The sequence below is a fragment of the Nocardiopsis sp. M1B1 genome, assembly GCF_052466615.1.
This window is the reverse complement of record NZ_CP196194.1, coordinates 1,296,209-1,310,791: the sequence shown is the minus strand read 5'-3', so window position 1 is coordinate 1,310,791 and position 14,583 is coordinate 1,296,209. Positions and strand designations below refer to the sequence as shown.

At 73.3% G+C, this 14,583-nt stretch carries 11 protein-coding genes; 5 read left to right on the top strand and 6 right to left on the bottom strand.

All coding sequences use genetic code 11. The annotated features are described in order from the left end of the window. Positions 1-2 precede the first annotated feature (2 nt). From ACSTA4_RS05855 to ACSTA4_RS05840, 4 genes are all read right to left on the bottom strand, one after another. Positions 3-896, bottom strand: a complete 894-nt coding sequence (locus ACSTA4_RS05855) for an ABC transporter permease (protein WP_274978061.1) — start codon at positions 894-896, stop codon at positions 3-5. Beyond that, complete coding sequence (locus ACSTA4_RS05850) at positions 893-2,002, bottom strand: ABC transporter ATP-binding protein (RefSeq protein ID WP_274978060.1); 1,110 nt, start codon at positions 2,000-2,002, stop codon at positions 893-895. Before ACSTA4_RS05850 ends, ACSTA4_RS05855 begins: the two co-directional genes overlap by 4 nt. Before the next feature lie 191 nt (positions 2,003-2,193). Continuing rightward, positions 2,194-2,865, bottom strand: a complete 672-nt coding sequence (locus ACSTA4_RS05845; RefSeq protein ID WP_248773766.1) for an HAD family hydrolase — start codon at positions 2,863-2,865, stop codon at positions 2,194-2,196. A 180-nt stretch (positions 2,866-3,045) separates the two neighbouring features. Then, entirely contained in the window at positions 3,046-3,777 is a 732-nt protein-coding gene (locus ACSTA4_RS05840; RefSeq protein ID WP_047869876.1) for an NUDIX hydrolase, read from the bottom strand. A gap of 139 nt (positions 3,778-3,916) precedes the next feature. On the opposite strand from ACSTA4_RS05840, the gene nadA reads away from it, so the two are divergent. Together nadA and ACSTA4_RS05830 are read left to right on the top strand one after the other, a co-directional pair. Next, positions 3,917-4,915 carry a quinolinate synthase NadA gene (gene nadA / locus ACSTA4_RS05835; protein ID WP_444962679.1) on the top strand — a complete coding sequence of 333 codons (999 nt, stop codon included), beginning with the start codon at positions 3,917-3,919 and terminating at the stop codon, positions 4,913-4,915. 133 nt (positions 4,916-5,048) lie between these two features. Beyond that, complete coding sequence (locus ACSTA4_RS05830) at positions 5,049-6,503, top strand: sigma-70 family RNA polymerase sigma factor (protein ID WP_444962678.1); 1,455 nt, start codon at positions 5,049-5,051, stop codon at positions 6,501-6,503. Positions 6,504-6,537: 34 nt separating this feature from the next. On the opposite strand, the gene ACSTA4_RS05825 is transcribed toward ACSTA4_RS05830, so the two are convergent. Beyond that, a complete protein-coding gene (locus tag ACSTA4_RS05825; protein WP_274976482.1) occupies positions 6,538-7,149 on the bottom strand; it encodes a TetR family transcriptional regulator in 612 nt (203 codons plus the stop codon). Positions 7,150-7,629: 480 nt separating this feature from the next. Between ACSTA4_RS05825 and ACSTA4_RS05820 the strand changes: the two genes are divergently transcribed. The 3 genes from ACSTA4_RS05820 to ACSTA4_RS05810 all read left to right on the top strand — a co-directional run bounded on the left by ACSTA4_RS05820 (position 7,630) and on the right by ACSTA4_RS05810 (position 10,926). Next, on the top strand, positions 7,630-9,003 hold the full coding sequence (locus ACSTA4_RS05820; RefSeq protein WP_444962677.1) for a glycosyltransferase family 4 protein: 1,374 nt from the start codon (positions 7,630-7,632) through the stop codon (positions 9,001-9,003). A gap of 112 nt (positions 9,004-9,115) precedes the next feature. After that, on the top strand, positions 9,116-9,835 hold the full coding sequence (locus ACSTA4_RS05815) for a class I SAM-dependent methyltransferase (RefSeq protein ID WP_026338750.1): 720 nt from the start codon (positions 9,116-9,118) through the stop codon (positions 9,833-9,835). After that, positions 9,835-10,926, top strand: a complete 1,092-nt coding sequence (locus tag ACSTA4_RS05810; protein ID WP_444962676.1) for a prenyltransferase — start codon at positions 9,835-9,837, stop codon at positions 10,924-10,926. The genes ACSTA4_RS05815 and ACSTA4_RS05810 overlap by 1 nt, the downstream gene beginning before the upstream one ends. 204 nt (positions 10,927-11,130) lie before the next feature. Here the strand turns inward: ACSTA4_RS05810 and ACSTA4_RS05805 are convergent, their stop codons facing one another. Beyond that, positions 11,131-14,484 carry a transglycosylase domain-containing protein gene (locus ACSTA4_RS05805; RefSeq protein ID WP_444964106.1) on the bottom strand — a complete coding sequence of 1,118 codons (3,354 nt, stop codon included), beginning with the start codon at positions 14,482-14,484 and terminating at the stop codon, positions 11,131-11,133. Between the last annotated feature and the right edge of the window lie 99 nt (positions 14,485-14,583).

Sequence of the window (14,583 nt, the reverse complement as noted above, 5' to 3'; positions counted from 1 at the left end):
GGTTACCTCTCCCCCGCCGTGTCACCGGTGCCCGGGTCCGCTGGCGACCGTCCCCCCGCCGGGGTCGCGGCCCGCGGGTCCGCCGCCGGGTCCGCCGCGGCGGCCTCCGCCGCGACCGCCCGGCGCCTGCGGCGCGGTACGGCGCCGTCGCGGCGCGACCAGGGGGTGAGCAGGCGCTGGGCGAGCACCAGCACCGCGTCGGTGACGAACGCCAGGACCACGGTGAGCACGATGCCGACCACGATGGGCGCGTCGAACTGGCGCCGGAAGCCCTCGCTGAGGATGAGCCGGCCGAGACCGCCCAGGCCCACCAGCGAGGCGACGCTGACCATGCTGATGGTGGCCACCGAGGCCACCCGCAGCCCTGCGATGACCACCGGCACGGCCACCGGCATCTCCACGTACAGCAGGCGCCGCAGCGGGCCGAAGCCCATGGCGACGGCGGCCTGGCGCACGTGGTCGGGGACCTGGCGCAGCCCGTCCACCACGTTGGGCAGCAGGATCACCAGGGTGTACAGGGCCAGCGGCACGATGGCCGTCCAGTCGCTGAACCCGGTGTAGGGCAGCATGAGGAAGAACAGGGCGATGGAGGGCACCGCGTAGAGCACGTTCACACCCGTCAGCACCGGCGGGTACAGGCGCTTCCAGCGCGCGCACGCCAGCCCCAGGGGCAGGGCGACCGCCAGTCCGATGAGGATGGACAGGTAGGACAGCCGCATGTGCTCGGTCAGGCGGGGCAGGACGCCCCGGTCCGGGTCGCCGGGGTGGCTCCAGTTCGCGACGCCCCAGTCCACGACGCGCACGACCCAGTCCCACGCCCCGGCGAGCGCCCCGGTGCCGGACGGTCCGGCCGCGGACCCGGCGCCCCAGACCCCGGCGACGGCCTCGGCGATCACTCGGTCACCGACCACAGAGCGGCGCCCAGGTCGTCCTGCGAGACCACGCCGACCACCCGGCCGTCGGCGTCGACGCCGACCGCGCGGCCCGCGGGCGAGAGCACCGCCGCGTCCAGGGCGGCGCGCAGGGAGTCGGTGCCCACGGCGAAGGTGTGGCCGAAGGGCGCGAGTTCGAGCGAGCCCAGGGCGGTGTCCGCGGGCGCGTCGGCCAGCTGCCGCGCGCTGGCCCAGCCCAGGGGCATGCGGTCGCCGGTGACGACCAGGGCCCAGGGCTCGTCCCCGAGCGAGGCGGCCGCGGCGCCCGCGCGCACGCTCTCCTCCAGGACGGCGTCCTGGCGCGGGGAGAGCCTGTCGGCCGGGAAGAAGGACAGGCGCCGCACGCCCCGGTCGTAGCCGATGAAGGACTCCACGAAGGCGTCCTCGGGCGCGGCCAGCAGGTTCTGGGGGGTGTCGTACTGGGCGAGCCTCCCGCCGGGGCGGAAGACGGCGATGCGGTCACCGAGCCGGACGGCCTCGTCGATGTCGTGGGTGACGAAGACGATGGTCTTGTGCAGCTCCTTCTGCAGACGCAGGAGCTCGTCCTGGAGGCTGGCGCGCACGACGGGGTCCACGGCACTGAAGGGTTCGTCCATCAGCAGGATGGGCGGGTCGGCGGCCAGTGCGCGGGCGACGCCGACGCGCTGCTGCTGGCCCCCGGAGAGCTGGTGGGGGTAGCGCCGGGCCTGGGCGGGCTCCAGACCGACCAGTTCCATGAGCTCCGCGGCGCGCGCCCTGGCCTTGGCCCGGCCCCAGCCGAGCAGCAGGGGCACGGTGGCGATGTTGTCGCGCACGGTGCGGTGCGGGAAGAGCCCGGCCTGCTGGATGACGTAGCCGATGGAGCGGCGCAGCGCCGCGGGATCGCGCTGGCGCACGTCCTCGCCGTCGATGCGGACGGTGCCCCCCGTCGGTTCGACCATGCGGTTGATCATCCGCAGCGACGTGGTCTTGCCGCTTCCGGAGGGACCCACGAAGACCGTGGTCTGGCCGGTCTCGACGGTCAGGTCCAGCTGGTCGACGGCCACCGTGCCGTCGGGATAGAGCTTGGCGGCGCCCTCGAACGCGATCATCGGCGGTGTCGTCTCCATTCGGGGAACCGGAGGGTCCGGAAGGTGAGGTGTGGCGAGGGGCAGGCCGTTCGCACGTTACCCCCGGGCGCGCTGGTCAAACCGTGGGGTGGAGGCCGTGACCGTACCGGGACCGAAGGCGGCGGGCACGCCGAGGGGCCGGGTCCCACGACCCGGCCCCTCGGCGTGCCGCCTCAGTTCTGACGGCCGATCCAGTCGGCGAGCTGGTGGAGGTCGTCCAGGACGGCGTCGGCGCGGGCCGCCTCCTCGGCGGCGGCGTGGCGGTAGCCGTAGATGCCCCGGCGCAGCAGGACGGTGCGCATCCCGGCGGCGCGGGCGGGGAGGACGTCGTTGTCGACGCGGTCGCCGACGTAGACGATCTCGCCGGGTTCGGTGCCGGGGCTGGCGGCCCGGACCAGGGACAGGACGCGGTCGAAGAACGCGGGTTCGGGCTTCTTGACGCCCCAGTCGTCGGAGATGCCGATGCCGTCCACGCCAAGGTCCATGGCGGTCAGGGCGGGTCCGGCCTCGGGCGGCTGGTTGCCCGCGATGACCAGGGAGATCCCGGACGCGCGCATGGCCGCGAAGGCGGGGCGCACGTCGGGGTACAGGTCGGCCTCGCCGAAGTGCTCGCGTTCGCCGTCGGGGTCCTCGGCGCGCCAGCGCGCGCTCTCGGCCGCGAGGTCGAACCCGGGCACGAGCAGGCGGAAGCCGTCGGTGAGGGTGCCGCCGGAGGCGAGCACGCCGCCGATGGTCCCGAAGAAGGCCATGTGCGGGATGCCGAAGCGGTCGGCCCAGCGCGCGAAGATCCGGGTCTCGTCGACGAGTGTCTCGCCGACGTCGAAGACCGCAGTACGAATTGCCACGGTCAGGGAGTGTACAAGCCGCCGACGACGGTCCCCGGACGGGGGAAGGGGCCGCGGCCCGGGAGCGGCCCCGGCCCGCACCGCGCGGGCGGCGCGCTCCCGGCCGCTCGGCCCGCCCTCGGCGCTCGGCCGGGCGGACCGGCCCTCGGGGGCGGGACCGGGCGGGCCCCCGCTGGACCTTCAGCTGGGCGGGCGCAGCACCGCGAAGGCGTCGGTGATCTGGAGGCCGCGCTCGCGGAACCGGAAGAGCGCGGCGGGCCTGCCCCCGGAGCGGCCCGAGGGCACCGAGCGGCCGGTCTCCTCGATCTGGCCCCGGCGCAGCAGGACGCGGCGCAGGTTGGTGGCGGCCACGTCGTGGCCCAGCGCGGCCCGGTAGTAGCCGGACAGCTCCGACATCGTGAACTCCGGCGGGGCGAGGGCGAACCCGACGTTGGTGTAGCTGAGCTTGGCGCGCAGCCGCTGGCGTCCGGAGCGGACGATGGAGGCGTGGTCGAAGGCCATGGTCGGCAGGTCGGCGGCCGGGTGCCAGCCGGTGTCGCCGGGCACGACCGGGTCCACGTCGGCGGGGACCAGCCCCACGTAGGCGGTGGCCAGGGTGCGGCGCCGGGGGACGCGGTCGGGGTCGCTGCGGGTCTCCAGCTGCTCCAGGTGTGACAGATCCCTCACGTCGACCTTCTGGGCGAGCTGGCGCCGGATGGAGGCGCCCAGGTTCTCCCCCCGGCCGAGCCTGCCGCCGGGCAGCGCCCAGGCGCCCTCGCAGGGCGGCAGGGCCCTGCGCCACAGCAGGACGCACAGTTCTCCGGCGCGGATCTGGAGCACGACCGCGAGCGCCTCGTGCACCGACAGCTCCGCGTGGTCGGACGCGGAGCAGACGGACGCCGCGACCTGTCCGTTTTCCTGAGGGATGTCCACCCTGTCCCTTCCGTTACTCGTCATGTTAAGCTTCACCAAGTTTGTGCCTGGCAGACAAAAACCTGTCCTCGCCCGCACCGACCCTCCACGGCACGGCGCCCGCGCGGCGTTGCCCACAGCCTCAAGGAAGTAGTTGGACATGGCACCGGTCACCGCCACGGCGGACACCATGACCAGGCAGGAATGGGCCGCTGAGGTCCACCGCCTGGCGAAGGAGCGCGACGCTGTCATCCTCGCGCACAACTACCAGCGCCCGGAAATCCAGGACGTCGCCCACCACACCGGTGACTCCCTGGCGCTGTCCCGCCTGGCCGCCGGTGTCGACGCGAGCACCATCGTCTTCTGCGGCGTGCACTTCATGGCCGAGACCGCCAAGATCCTCGCCCCCCAGAAGACCGTCCTGCTGCCCGACCCCGCCGCCGGGTGCTCGCTGGCCGACACCATCACCGCCGAGGACGTGCGCGCCTGGAAGGCCGAGCACCCCGACGCGGTCGTGGTCGCCTACGTCAACACCACCGCGGCGGTCAAGGCCGAGACCGACATCTGCTGCACCTCCTCCAACGCCGCGGACGTCATCCGCTCCATCCCCGAGGACCGCGAGATCCTCTTCCTGCCGGACCAGTTCCTGGGCGCCCACGTCAAGCGGGTCACCGGCCGCGACAACATCCACGTGTGGATGGGCGAGTGCCACGTGCACGCCGGGATCGACGGGCACACCCTGCGCGAGCGGGTCGCCGCCGAGCCAGACGCCGAGGTCTACGTCCACCCCGAGTGCGGCTGCGCCACCTCCGCCCTCTACCTCGTGGGCAGCGGCGCCGTCCCGCAGGAGCGCGTCAAGGTCCTCTCCACCGGCGGGATGCTGACCGCCGCGGAGAACACCAGCGCCAAGAAGGTCCTCATCGCGACCGAGACCGGCATGCTGCACCAGCTGCGCAACGCCAACCCGCACACGGAGTTCGAGGCGGTCAACTCGCGCGCCGAGTGCCACTACATGAAGATGATCGACGCGGACAAGCTGCTCAACGCGCTGCGGTTCGGCACGACCGAGATCACGGTCGACGCCGACACCTCCGCGCGCGCCCGCCGCTCCGTCGAGCGGATGATCGCCATCGGGTCGCCGTCACGCGGCGGAGAGTAGCCGATCCGCGACCGTCGGATCCCGCAACCGGCCCCGAGGTTACGGAAGTCTTACCTTCAAGACACAGGTAGACGATTCACCCACGCGTCGCCTCTCCCCTCGCTACCGTCGCGGGGAACGGGGGGTTAGAAAAGTGACCAGAGGTAGCGAACCAGGCGAACCGTCGACGGTCGAGGCGCTCTACGACGCCTTCGCCCCGTCCCTGTACCGGTACGCCTGGTCGCTACTGGGTGAGGACACCGGGCAGACGGCCGAGGCCGTGCACGACGGCCTCGTCGCCGGTGTCGTCCTCGACTCGCGGCGCGCGGGCCCGGCCGACCTCGGCTCCTGGCTGTACGCCCTGGTCCGCTCGGCCTGCCAGCGCCGCGGCCTGGCCCACGTGAGCCCCTACACCCGGCTGGCCACGGTGCCCGCAGAGGAGCCGGTGGCCCGCATGTTCGCCCGGCTGCCCGCCAGCCACCGCGAACTGGTGGAGCTGAACCTGCGGCACGCGCTGCCCACCTCAGCGGTCGCGCGCGTCCTGGGCCTGGACCCCCAGATCTGCGGCGAGCTGACGCGCTCGGCGATCCGCCGCGCCGCGGAGAACCTGGACGGCCGCGACGGCGACCGCCGCGTCCCCGACCCCCGAACCTCCCGGGAGGCGGGAGCCTCCGGCGGCGCCGGGGACACCGGCGGCCCGGGCACCGCCGCCTGGCGCGCCCAGGTGTACGACGTCTCCCAGGCCCTGGCCCTGCTGCGCCCGCCCGGCCCGCCGCCCGGCCTGCGCGAGGCGGTGGTGCGCACCTGCACCGACCCCGGCCTGGCCGCGGCCCGCGAGCGTATCACCGCGCAGATGCACCCCCTCACCGGCGAGGGGTACCCGATGCACCGCTCCCGCGCCGCCGGGGCGGCCGAGGAGGAGAACGAGGCGGCCGAGCCCGGCCCCGAGGCGCCGCCCCGCGCCCTGCCCGGCGACCGGCTGACCACACGCGACCACCCGGTGCGCGACGAAGCGGTCACCCCGCTGGCCGGACCCGGTTCGCCTACCGGGACCGACGACTCCGGTGACGGTCCCGACGACCGGCGCACCGCCCGCCGCCGCTGGCCGATGGCCGCCGTCTCCGGCCTCGCCACCGTGGTGCTGGCGGTCGCGCTGTGGGGCTGGGCCAGCGCCGTGGGCGGCCCCTCCACGATGATCGGCGCCGGGCCCGACGAGGCCGAGCGCGGACCGCTGGTCCCGCAGGTGGAGACCGACGCGACCAGCGCGGACACCAAACCGGAGGCCGGACCGACCGCGGAGCCCCCGTCCGCGCCGACGGAGCCCGCCGGGCCCGGGGCCGAGACGGAGCCGCGGCAGGAGGACGGCGGCGGCAGCGGGCACCAGGCCCCCGACCCGGCTCCGGAGCGGAACACGCCCGCACCGCCCCCGCAGGAGGCGGACCCGCCCTCCGGAGGTGAAGGGCCCGACGGCGCTCCGGACCCGCCCCGGGAGGAGGAGCCCGGAGACGACGACGCCCCCGGCGGCCCGCCCGAGGAGGACGGGGACGACGACGGGGGCGGCACAGGTCTGCTCGACGGGCTGCTCGGCCTGCTCTTCGGCGGTGGCTGACGCCGGTTCCCCGCAAACGCGGGGGGTGAGCGGGTCAGAACGGGGCGAGCAGGCGCTCGGCCGCGGCCTGGAGCCGCCGCTCCACCTCGTCCACGTCGCGGCGCCCCTTGAGGACCTCCACCAGCTCGAAGATCCACACGCTGGTCAGCGAGCCCACCAGGACGTAGCCGGTGCTGTCGCGGTCCACCCCGGTGCCGCCCTCCTCCTCGGCGCCCTCCAGGTTGCCGGTGGCCACCCGCCACACCAGGTCGGAGATGCGCAGGTCGAGCTCGATCTTGACCTCGGCCATGATGAGCGAGCGCACCAGCGCGTCGGCCAGCTCCGGCTCGCGCATCAGCCCGCGCGTGGCCCGCAGCAGGACGTCGACAGCGCGTTCGGCGGGGGTGTCGGCGGTGGGCGGACGGCGGACGATACCGCCCTCCAGCAGGTCCAGCTCCTCGGTGACCACGGCCACCACCAGGTCCATCTTGGAGGGGAAGTACCGGTAGAGCGTGCCGAGGGCGACACCCGCACGCTCGGCCACCGAACGCATCTGCATGGCCTCCACACCACCGCGCACGGCCAGCGCGGCCGCGGTCTGCACGATGCGCTTGCGGCGCTGGGTCTGACTTCGTGACATCGTTCCGCTCGCCGCCTGCACCGGCACAGGATCTCCCCTTCGTCGTCAGCCCGCGCGCTGCCCGCTCGCCGCGGCGCTGAAGCCCGTCGCCGACGCCCACCCAGCGGCGGCGGCTGTTACGAGAACACGTTATCCAACCGATTCCCCCGAAGACGGCCGACCAAGCCCATGATCCTCACCTCATCGCACGACGTAGCAGTAGCAATACGAAAAGCGGACCGGGGTTTTCGGATCGCCTGGCAGGCTTTGTAGAATTTGTTCTCATTTGTGTACCGCGCATGAACACCGTCTCTCCTCCGGCCGTCCGGACGCCCGCCGCGCCGAACACGGCGACGCGCCCCGCCGGAGCACCGCCGCGGGGCGCCCGACATAGGATCCCTTACCAACCGGCCCGACGCCGGTCCGAACACAACTGCCGAGTAACATAGGCACGCGCACGCCTGTCACCGGCCGACGGCGTCCGCGCCCACGGCGACCGGGCCCGCGACCCAACGAAGAGGTGGACTCTTGACCCAGTCGGGCACCACACCGAGCCCACGGCCCCGTGCCGAGCGCCCCCTGCGCGTCGCCCTGCTGTCCTACCGCAGCAAGCAGCACGTCGGCGGACAGGGCGTGTACGTCCGCCACCTCTCACGCGAACTGGCCGCCCTGGGCCACGAGGTCACCGTCCTCTCCGGCCAGCCCTACCCCGCCCTGGACGAGGGCGTGACCCTGGAGAAGGTCCCCTCTCTGGACCTGTACAACGACGCCCACCCCTTCAAGGCACCGCCCGTGCGCGAGTGGCGCGACTGGATCGACGCCCTGGAGGTCGCCACCATGTGGACCGCCGGGTTCCCCGAGCCCCTCACCTTCTCCCTGCGCGCCAACCGCGAACTGCGCCGCCGCCTGAACGACTTCGACGTCGTCCACGACAACCAGACGCTGGGCTGGGGACTGCTCGGCATCAGGTCCGCCGGACTGCCCCTGGTCACCACCATCCACCACCCCATCAGCGTGGACCGCAGGATCGAACTGGCCGAGGCCCGGGGCCTGCACAAGCTCACCAAGCGCCGCTGGTACGGGTTCGTGGGCATGCAGGCCAGGGTCGCCCGCCGACTCGACCCAATCCTGGTGCCCTCCCAGTCCTCCGCCGACGACATCGCCCGCGAGTTCGGCGTCGCACCCGCCGCCATGGAGGTCACCCCGCTGGGCGTGGACACCCGCCACTTCCACCCGCGCCCCGCGCTGGAGCGCGTACCGGGACGCATCGTGTGCACCGCCAGCGCCGACAGCCCCCTCAAGGGCGTGGCGGTCCTGCTGCGCGCCGCGGCCAAACTCGCCACCGAACGCGACATCACCCTGACCGTCGTCAGCAGACCCAAACCCGGCGGCCCCACCGACCAGCTGGTGGACGAGCTGAGCCTGCGCGACCGCGTCGAGTTCGTCAGCGGCATCGACGACACCGCCTTGGCCGAACTCATCGCCAGCGCCCAGGTGGCGGTCGTCCCGTCCTTCTACGAGGGGTTCTCCCTGCCCGCCGTGGAGGCCATGGCCTGCGCCACTCCGCTGGTGGCCAGTCATGCCGGAGCGCTGCCCGAGGTCGTGGGCACCGACGGGGACGCCGGGCGCCTGGTGCCCCCGGGCGACCCCGAGGTGCTCGCCGAGGCGCTGGCCGCCCTGCTCGACGACGACGCCGAACGCGAACGCATGGGCGCCGCCGCCTGGCGCCGGGTCCAGGAGCGCTTCACCTGGAGGGCCGTCGCCGAACTGACCGCGCGCCGCTACGCCTCCACCGTCGACGCCGTGCGGGGGAACCGCCCCGCCGACGGCGACACGCGACCCGGGCCCGCCGAGCCCGCGTCCGCGCCGGCACCCGAGCGGGCCCGCGCCAACGGCGCCTGACCGGCCCGGACCGCGCGCCGCCCCCGCGGGCCGCGCGCGACCCACCGCCCCGCGTCCGCGGCCGCGGAGCCCCAAGCCCAGATCCCCGAGCCAGATCCCCAGGGAGCCTCCACTGATCACCGTCGACTTCAACCTGTTCCCCGTCGGCCCGGGCGACCGCGTGCTCGACCTGGGCTGCGGCGGCGGCCGCCACGCCTTCGAGGTCTACCGGCGCGGCGCCGACATCGTGGCCTTCGACCAGAACGTCGCCGACCTCGCCGAGGTCGAGACCATGTTCGCCGCGATGCGCCACGAGGGCGAGGCTCCCGAGGAGGCCAGGGCCGAGACCGTCAAGGGCGACGCCCTGGACATGCCCTTCGACGACGCCAGCTTCGACCGCGTGGTCGCGGCCGAGATCTTCGAGCACATCCCGCACGACACCGCCGCGATGGCCGAGCTCTTCCGGGTGCTGCGGCCCGGCGGCATCGCCGCGGTGACCGTGCCCAGCTTCCTGCCCGAGCGCCTGTGCTGGGCCCTGTCGGAGGAGTACCACACCAACGAGGGCGGGCACATCCGCATCTACACGCGCGCCGAACTGGAGGCCAAGCTCAAAGCCACCGGCTTCGAGATCGGCCCGCACCACCACGCGCACGCCCTGCACGCGCCCTACTGGTGGATCAAGTGCGCGGTGGGCACCGACCGGGACGACCACCCGCTCGCCAAGGCCTACCACGACATGCTGGTGTGGGACATGCTCAAGGCCCCCGCCGTGACCCGCGTCGCCGAGCGCCTGCTCAACCCGGTCATCGGCAAGAGCGTGGTCGTGTACGTGCGCAAACCGCACGACGCCTGATGTCCGCCACCCCCGCGCCCGCGCCCACGACCGGACCGGCCCCCCACGACGCCCTGAGCCTGCCCGGCGTGCTCGACGCCGAGCAGCTGCACCGCTCCGCCTCCTACCTCGCACGCTGCCAGGAGGACAGCGGGGCCATCCCGTGGTTCCCCGGCGGGCACACCGACGTGTGGGACCACGTGGAGTGCGCCATGGCCCTGACCGTGACCGGCCGCAGCGCGCCCGGACACGCCGAGGCGGCCCGGCGCGCCTACCTGTGGCTGGCCGACAGCCGCGCGCCCGGGGGCGGATGGCCCGCCAAGTTCCGCCAGGGCGTCCCCGTGACGCCGCTGCGCGAGGCCAACCACGCCGCCTACCCCGCGGTGGGCCTGTTCCACCACCTGCTCGTCACCGGCGACACCGCGTTCGCCGAGCGGATGTGGCCGGTGGTCGAGGAGGGCCTGGAGTTCGTCCTGGCCCTGCGCGGCGAGCACGGCGAGATCCTGTGGGCCCGCTCGGAGAACGGCGCCCCGGGGGACCACGCCCTGCTGACGGTGTGCGCGAGCGTGCACCACGCGCTGCGCTGCGGCGCCGCCCTGGCCGCGCGCCTGGGCCGCTCCCGCCCCGCGTGGACGGCCGCCGCCGACCGCCTAGCGGTGCTCATCAACGGGCACGAGGACCTGTTCGCCGACCGGGGCCGCTTCTCGATGGACTGGTTCTACCCCGTCCTGGGCGGCGCCGTGCGCGGCGCCGCCGCCAAGGAGCGCATCAACGAGCGCTGGGACCGCTTCGTGGTGCCCGGGCTGGGCGTGCGCTGCGTGAGCGACCAGCCGTGGGTGACCGCGGCGGAGACCTCGGAGCTGGTGCTGGCCCTGGCCGCCGTCGGCGACGTGGACGCGGGCGTGCGCCTCCTGCGGGACGTGCAGCACCTGCGCGACGCCGACGACGGCGTGTACTGGACGGGCTACCAGTTCGCCGAGCAGGTGCGCTGGCCGGTGGAGCGCAGCACGTGGACGTCGGCCGCCGTGATCCTGGCGGCGGACGCGCTCACCGGGACCACGCCGGGCTCGCGGGTCTTCCTGCACACCTGGGACGGGGGCCCCTCCGACTAGGAGGCGCTCCCGGACCCGCACCACCTCCAGCCCCCGGTGGGCGCCCGCCCCCGCGGGCCGAGGCCGGTTCGGGCCGACAGGGCCCACTCCGCCGACCGGCGGCGGGCCCGACATCGAGGACCCGGAACACGGGGGAGGGCCCGGCGGCGCGCCGCCGGGCCCTCCCCCGTTCTCACCGGCTCCGGTCACCACCGGAACCGGGCCTCACCAGAGGTCGTCGCGTCTGGCCGGCGGGCTCTCACCACCGCCGCCACCGCCGCCACCTTCCTCTCCGCCGCCGCCCTCACCGGGGCCCGGTTCGGTCCCGGGGCCGGGGATCTCCGGCCACTCGGGTGTGGTGGGCTCCTCCGGTTCCACGGGTGTCTCGGGCGTGGTGGGCACCTCCGGCTCGGCCGGCGTCTCCGGCTCCGCGGGCGCCTCCGGCTGCTGCGGCTGCTGGGGCTGCTCGGTGGACACGTCCGGAGCCCAGTTCTCGGTGGTGCCGCTGAAGGCCGGACTCGGGAACGAACCCGGCTCGTAACCCTCCATCGCGGTGCTCATGTACCGGTTCCACAGCGACGCCGGGAGCGTACCGCCCGACAGGGAGCCGTATCCCGGGATACTGAAGCTCTCGTTGTTGCCGCTGTAGATCCCCACCGCCGTGGACAGCTGCGGGGTGTAGCCGACGAACCAGGCCGCGACGCTGCCGTCGGTGGTACCGGTCTTACCCGCGGTGGGGTGGTTGGCCAGCCGCGCCGCCGTACCGGTACCGCCGTTGACCACCTGCTGGAGGGCGTAGGTGACGTCGGCCGCGGTCTCCTCCTCCAGGGCCCTGTTGCTCTCCACCTCCGGGCGCACGTTCTCGCCCTCGGAGTCGATGATCTCCCGCACCACGTGCGTCTCGACGTGCACGCCGCCGTTGGCGAAGGTGGCGTACCCGCTGGCCTGGTCGACCGTGCGGGCGCTGGAGGCGCCCAGCGGCATGACCGGAACCAGCTGGCTGTCGGGAACGCTCCCCTCGGGCCACCCCGCGGCGTAGACGGTGTCGCGCACGTTCTCGAAACCGACCTCCTGGGCCAGCTCGATGAAACCGAGGTTGTTGGAGACCTGGGTGGCCTGCGTGAGCGTCATGATGCCGCCCGCCGAGTTGCCCGCGTTCTGGATGCGCGAGCCCGCGATGGTGCGCGGACCGCGCCCGTCCACCGTGGAGTTGAGGCTGTAGCCCTGCTCCAGTGCGGTGGCGAGCACGTAGGGCTTGAACGCCGAACCGGTCTGCGCGGCGCCGAGGAAGGAGCTGTCGTACTGGTTCTCCCAGTAGTCGTGCCCGCCGTAGAAGGCCAGGACCTCGCCGGTCGCCGGGTCGACGGTGGTCAGACCGACGTTGACGCCCTCGGGCCGGTCCTCGGGCGGGACCATCTCCTCCACAGCGGCGTAGGCGGCGTCCATCATGTCCTGGTTGAACGTGGTGACGATCCTGTAGCCCTGGCGGTTGATCTGGTCCTCGGTGTAGCCGAGCCGCTCCAGCTCGTTCATGGCCTCCTGGAGCATGTAGCCCTTGTAGCCGCTCAGGTCCGTGCCCTCGCTCGGCCGCTCGGGCTCGGGCGCCGGGAACTCCATCGCGTCGGCCTCGGCCTGGGTGATGGCCTCCGTGGTGACCATGCCGTTGACGACGTACTCCCAGCGCCGCTCCATCGAGGGAGTGGTCTCCACATCGGCCTCACCGAAGGGGGTGGGCTGCTGGATGGCGGCGGCCAGGAACGCGGCCTCGGCGGGCTCCAGGTCCTGGACGTCCTTGTGGTAGTACGCCTGCGAGGCGGCCTGGACTCCGTAGGCGTTGCGACCGAAGTAGATGGTGTTGAGGTACTGCTCCATCACCCACTCCTTCGACTCGCTCCGGTCGACCTTGAGGGCGATGATGATCTCCCGCACCTTGCGGGTGATGGACACGTCCCGGGAGATGCCCTCGTAGTAGTTGCGCACCATCTGCTGGGTGATGGTGGAGCCGCCCTGGACCTGCTGGCCGGTGACGGTGGACCACACCGCGCGGGCGGTGCCGCTCACGGACACTCCGGGCTCGGTCCAGAAACCGCGGTCCTCCGCGGAGATGACCGCCTCGACGACGTGTTCGCCGCCCGCGGTCATCTCGTCGTAGGACAGGATCTCCCGGTGGGTGCCCCGGTAGGCGAACTCGGTCTCGCCGTCGGCGAAGTAGAAGGTGGAACCCTCCTCCAGGACGTCGGCCTTGGCCGCGTCCGGGACCTCCACGGTGCTGTAGAAGAAGGCGAAGACACCGCACCCGATGATGAAGAACACACCGGTGACGATGAGGAAGACCCGCAGGATCCTCCACCAGAGGGGCTTCTTGGCCTTCTGACCGGCGCCGTTCTTCTTCTTGCCCCGGGCCTTGGGGTCACCCGGGCCCTTGGGTCCGCCGGGCCCGGTACCGCCGGGACCAGCCGGTCCCTTGGGGCCGCCAGGGCCGGTGGGACCGCTGGGGCCGCCGGAGTTGCTGGAACTGGTGGTGTCACCAGGGCCGGTGGGGCCGCCATGCGCCCCGGAGTGGGCGGCGGCCGCTCCGGCCGCCGCCGCGGCACCGGCCGCGGTGGCACCGCGGCGTGCGCCCCGGTCCTGCCCCTCGGAGGGCGACTCGGCCACGTAGGAGGAGAGGCGACGCGGCTCGGGCCACAGGGACGCCGTCTCGGCCGCGGAGGACTCGTCGATCCTCTGCTCTCCGTCACGGTCCGGAGCGACGGCGTCCGGAGCGGCGGGCACAGCGGACGTGGCGGCCCCGGCGGACCCGTCCTCGAAGTCCTGGACGTCGGTCACGGTTCCGGCCACGGGGCTCTTGGGAACTCCCGTGTGCTCCTGCCCGCGCGGGCTCCAGAGGTCCGTCCCACCCTCCTCGGTGTCGGCGTTCCCGGAGGCGTCGTCGGACGTCTGCGCCGCCTCCGCGGAGGCGGCCGCGCGGACGGAGTCGAGCGAGATCGGCTCGGTCCGGTCGGACACCGGCGATGGGGGCTCGTCGGCGCCGGCCGTACCGTCCTGGTCGACGGACGTGTCGTCGGCCGCGGAGGGCGGGTCCGCCTGGGAGGACCGTCCGTCCCCCCGGGCGCCGTCCTCACGCGCGTCGGACTCCTCCACGCCCGCGCGGCCGGCCGAGGCGGGGGAGCCGGCTGCGGGAGAGGCGTCGGCGGCATCGGAACCGTGCGCGTCGGCGGGGACGCCGGAGGTCTCCTCCGCGGCGTCGTCGCCGGTGTCGTCGGAACCGAAGCCCTGTTCCGCGAGGCTCTGGGCGACCTTGTCACGGAGGAAGGTACCGCTGGTCTTGAAGGTGACCGGGTTGATGAACTCCGGTTCGGGCTGCTCTCCTACGCTTTCCTCTCCTCCAGGAGTGTCATGAGTGGGTTGATTCCCCTCGTTGGTGGGTACTCCACTCTCGGGAGTGTGCTTGTTGGACAGCTCTTCGGCAGAGGTGTTCCTGTTGTCCGGCGTGTCCTTGGGACGCTGTCCACCCGCCCCGCTTTCGCCGTGTGTGCTCTCGCTCAGTTCCCCGCCCCCATGGCAAATCACGTCCGGCACCCTGCCGTCCTGGTGTTGGACGCGCAAGTGCCCCGGATCGTTCAGTTCGAGTCAGGACCGAAGCGGTAATTCGGGGAATAACGCCGCCATCGCTCAGCC

Excerpts from the sequence above, each read along its gene's own strand:
- ACSTA4_RS05850 (WP_274978060.1), bottom strand. The coding sequence starts at position 2,002 with ATGATCGCGTTCGAGGGCGCCGCCAAGCTCTATCCCGACGGCACGGTG.
- nadA (WP_444962679.1), top strand. The coding sequence starts at position 3,917 with ATGGCACCGGTCACCGCCACGGCGGACACCATGACCAGGCAGGAATGG.
- ACSTA4_RS05810 (WP_444962676.1), top strand. The coding sequence starts at position 9,835 with ATGTCCGCCACCCCCGCGCCCGCGCCCACGACCGGACCGGCCCCCCAC.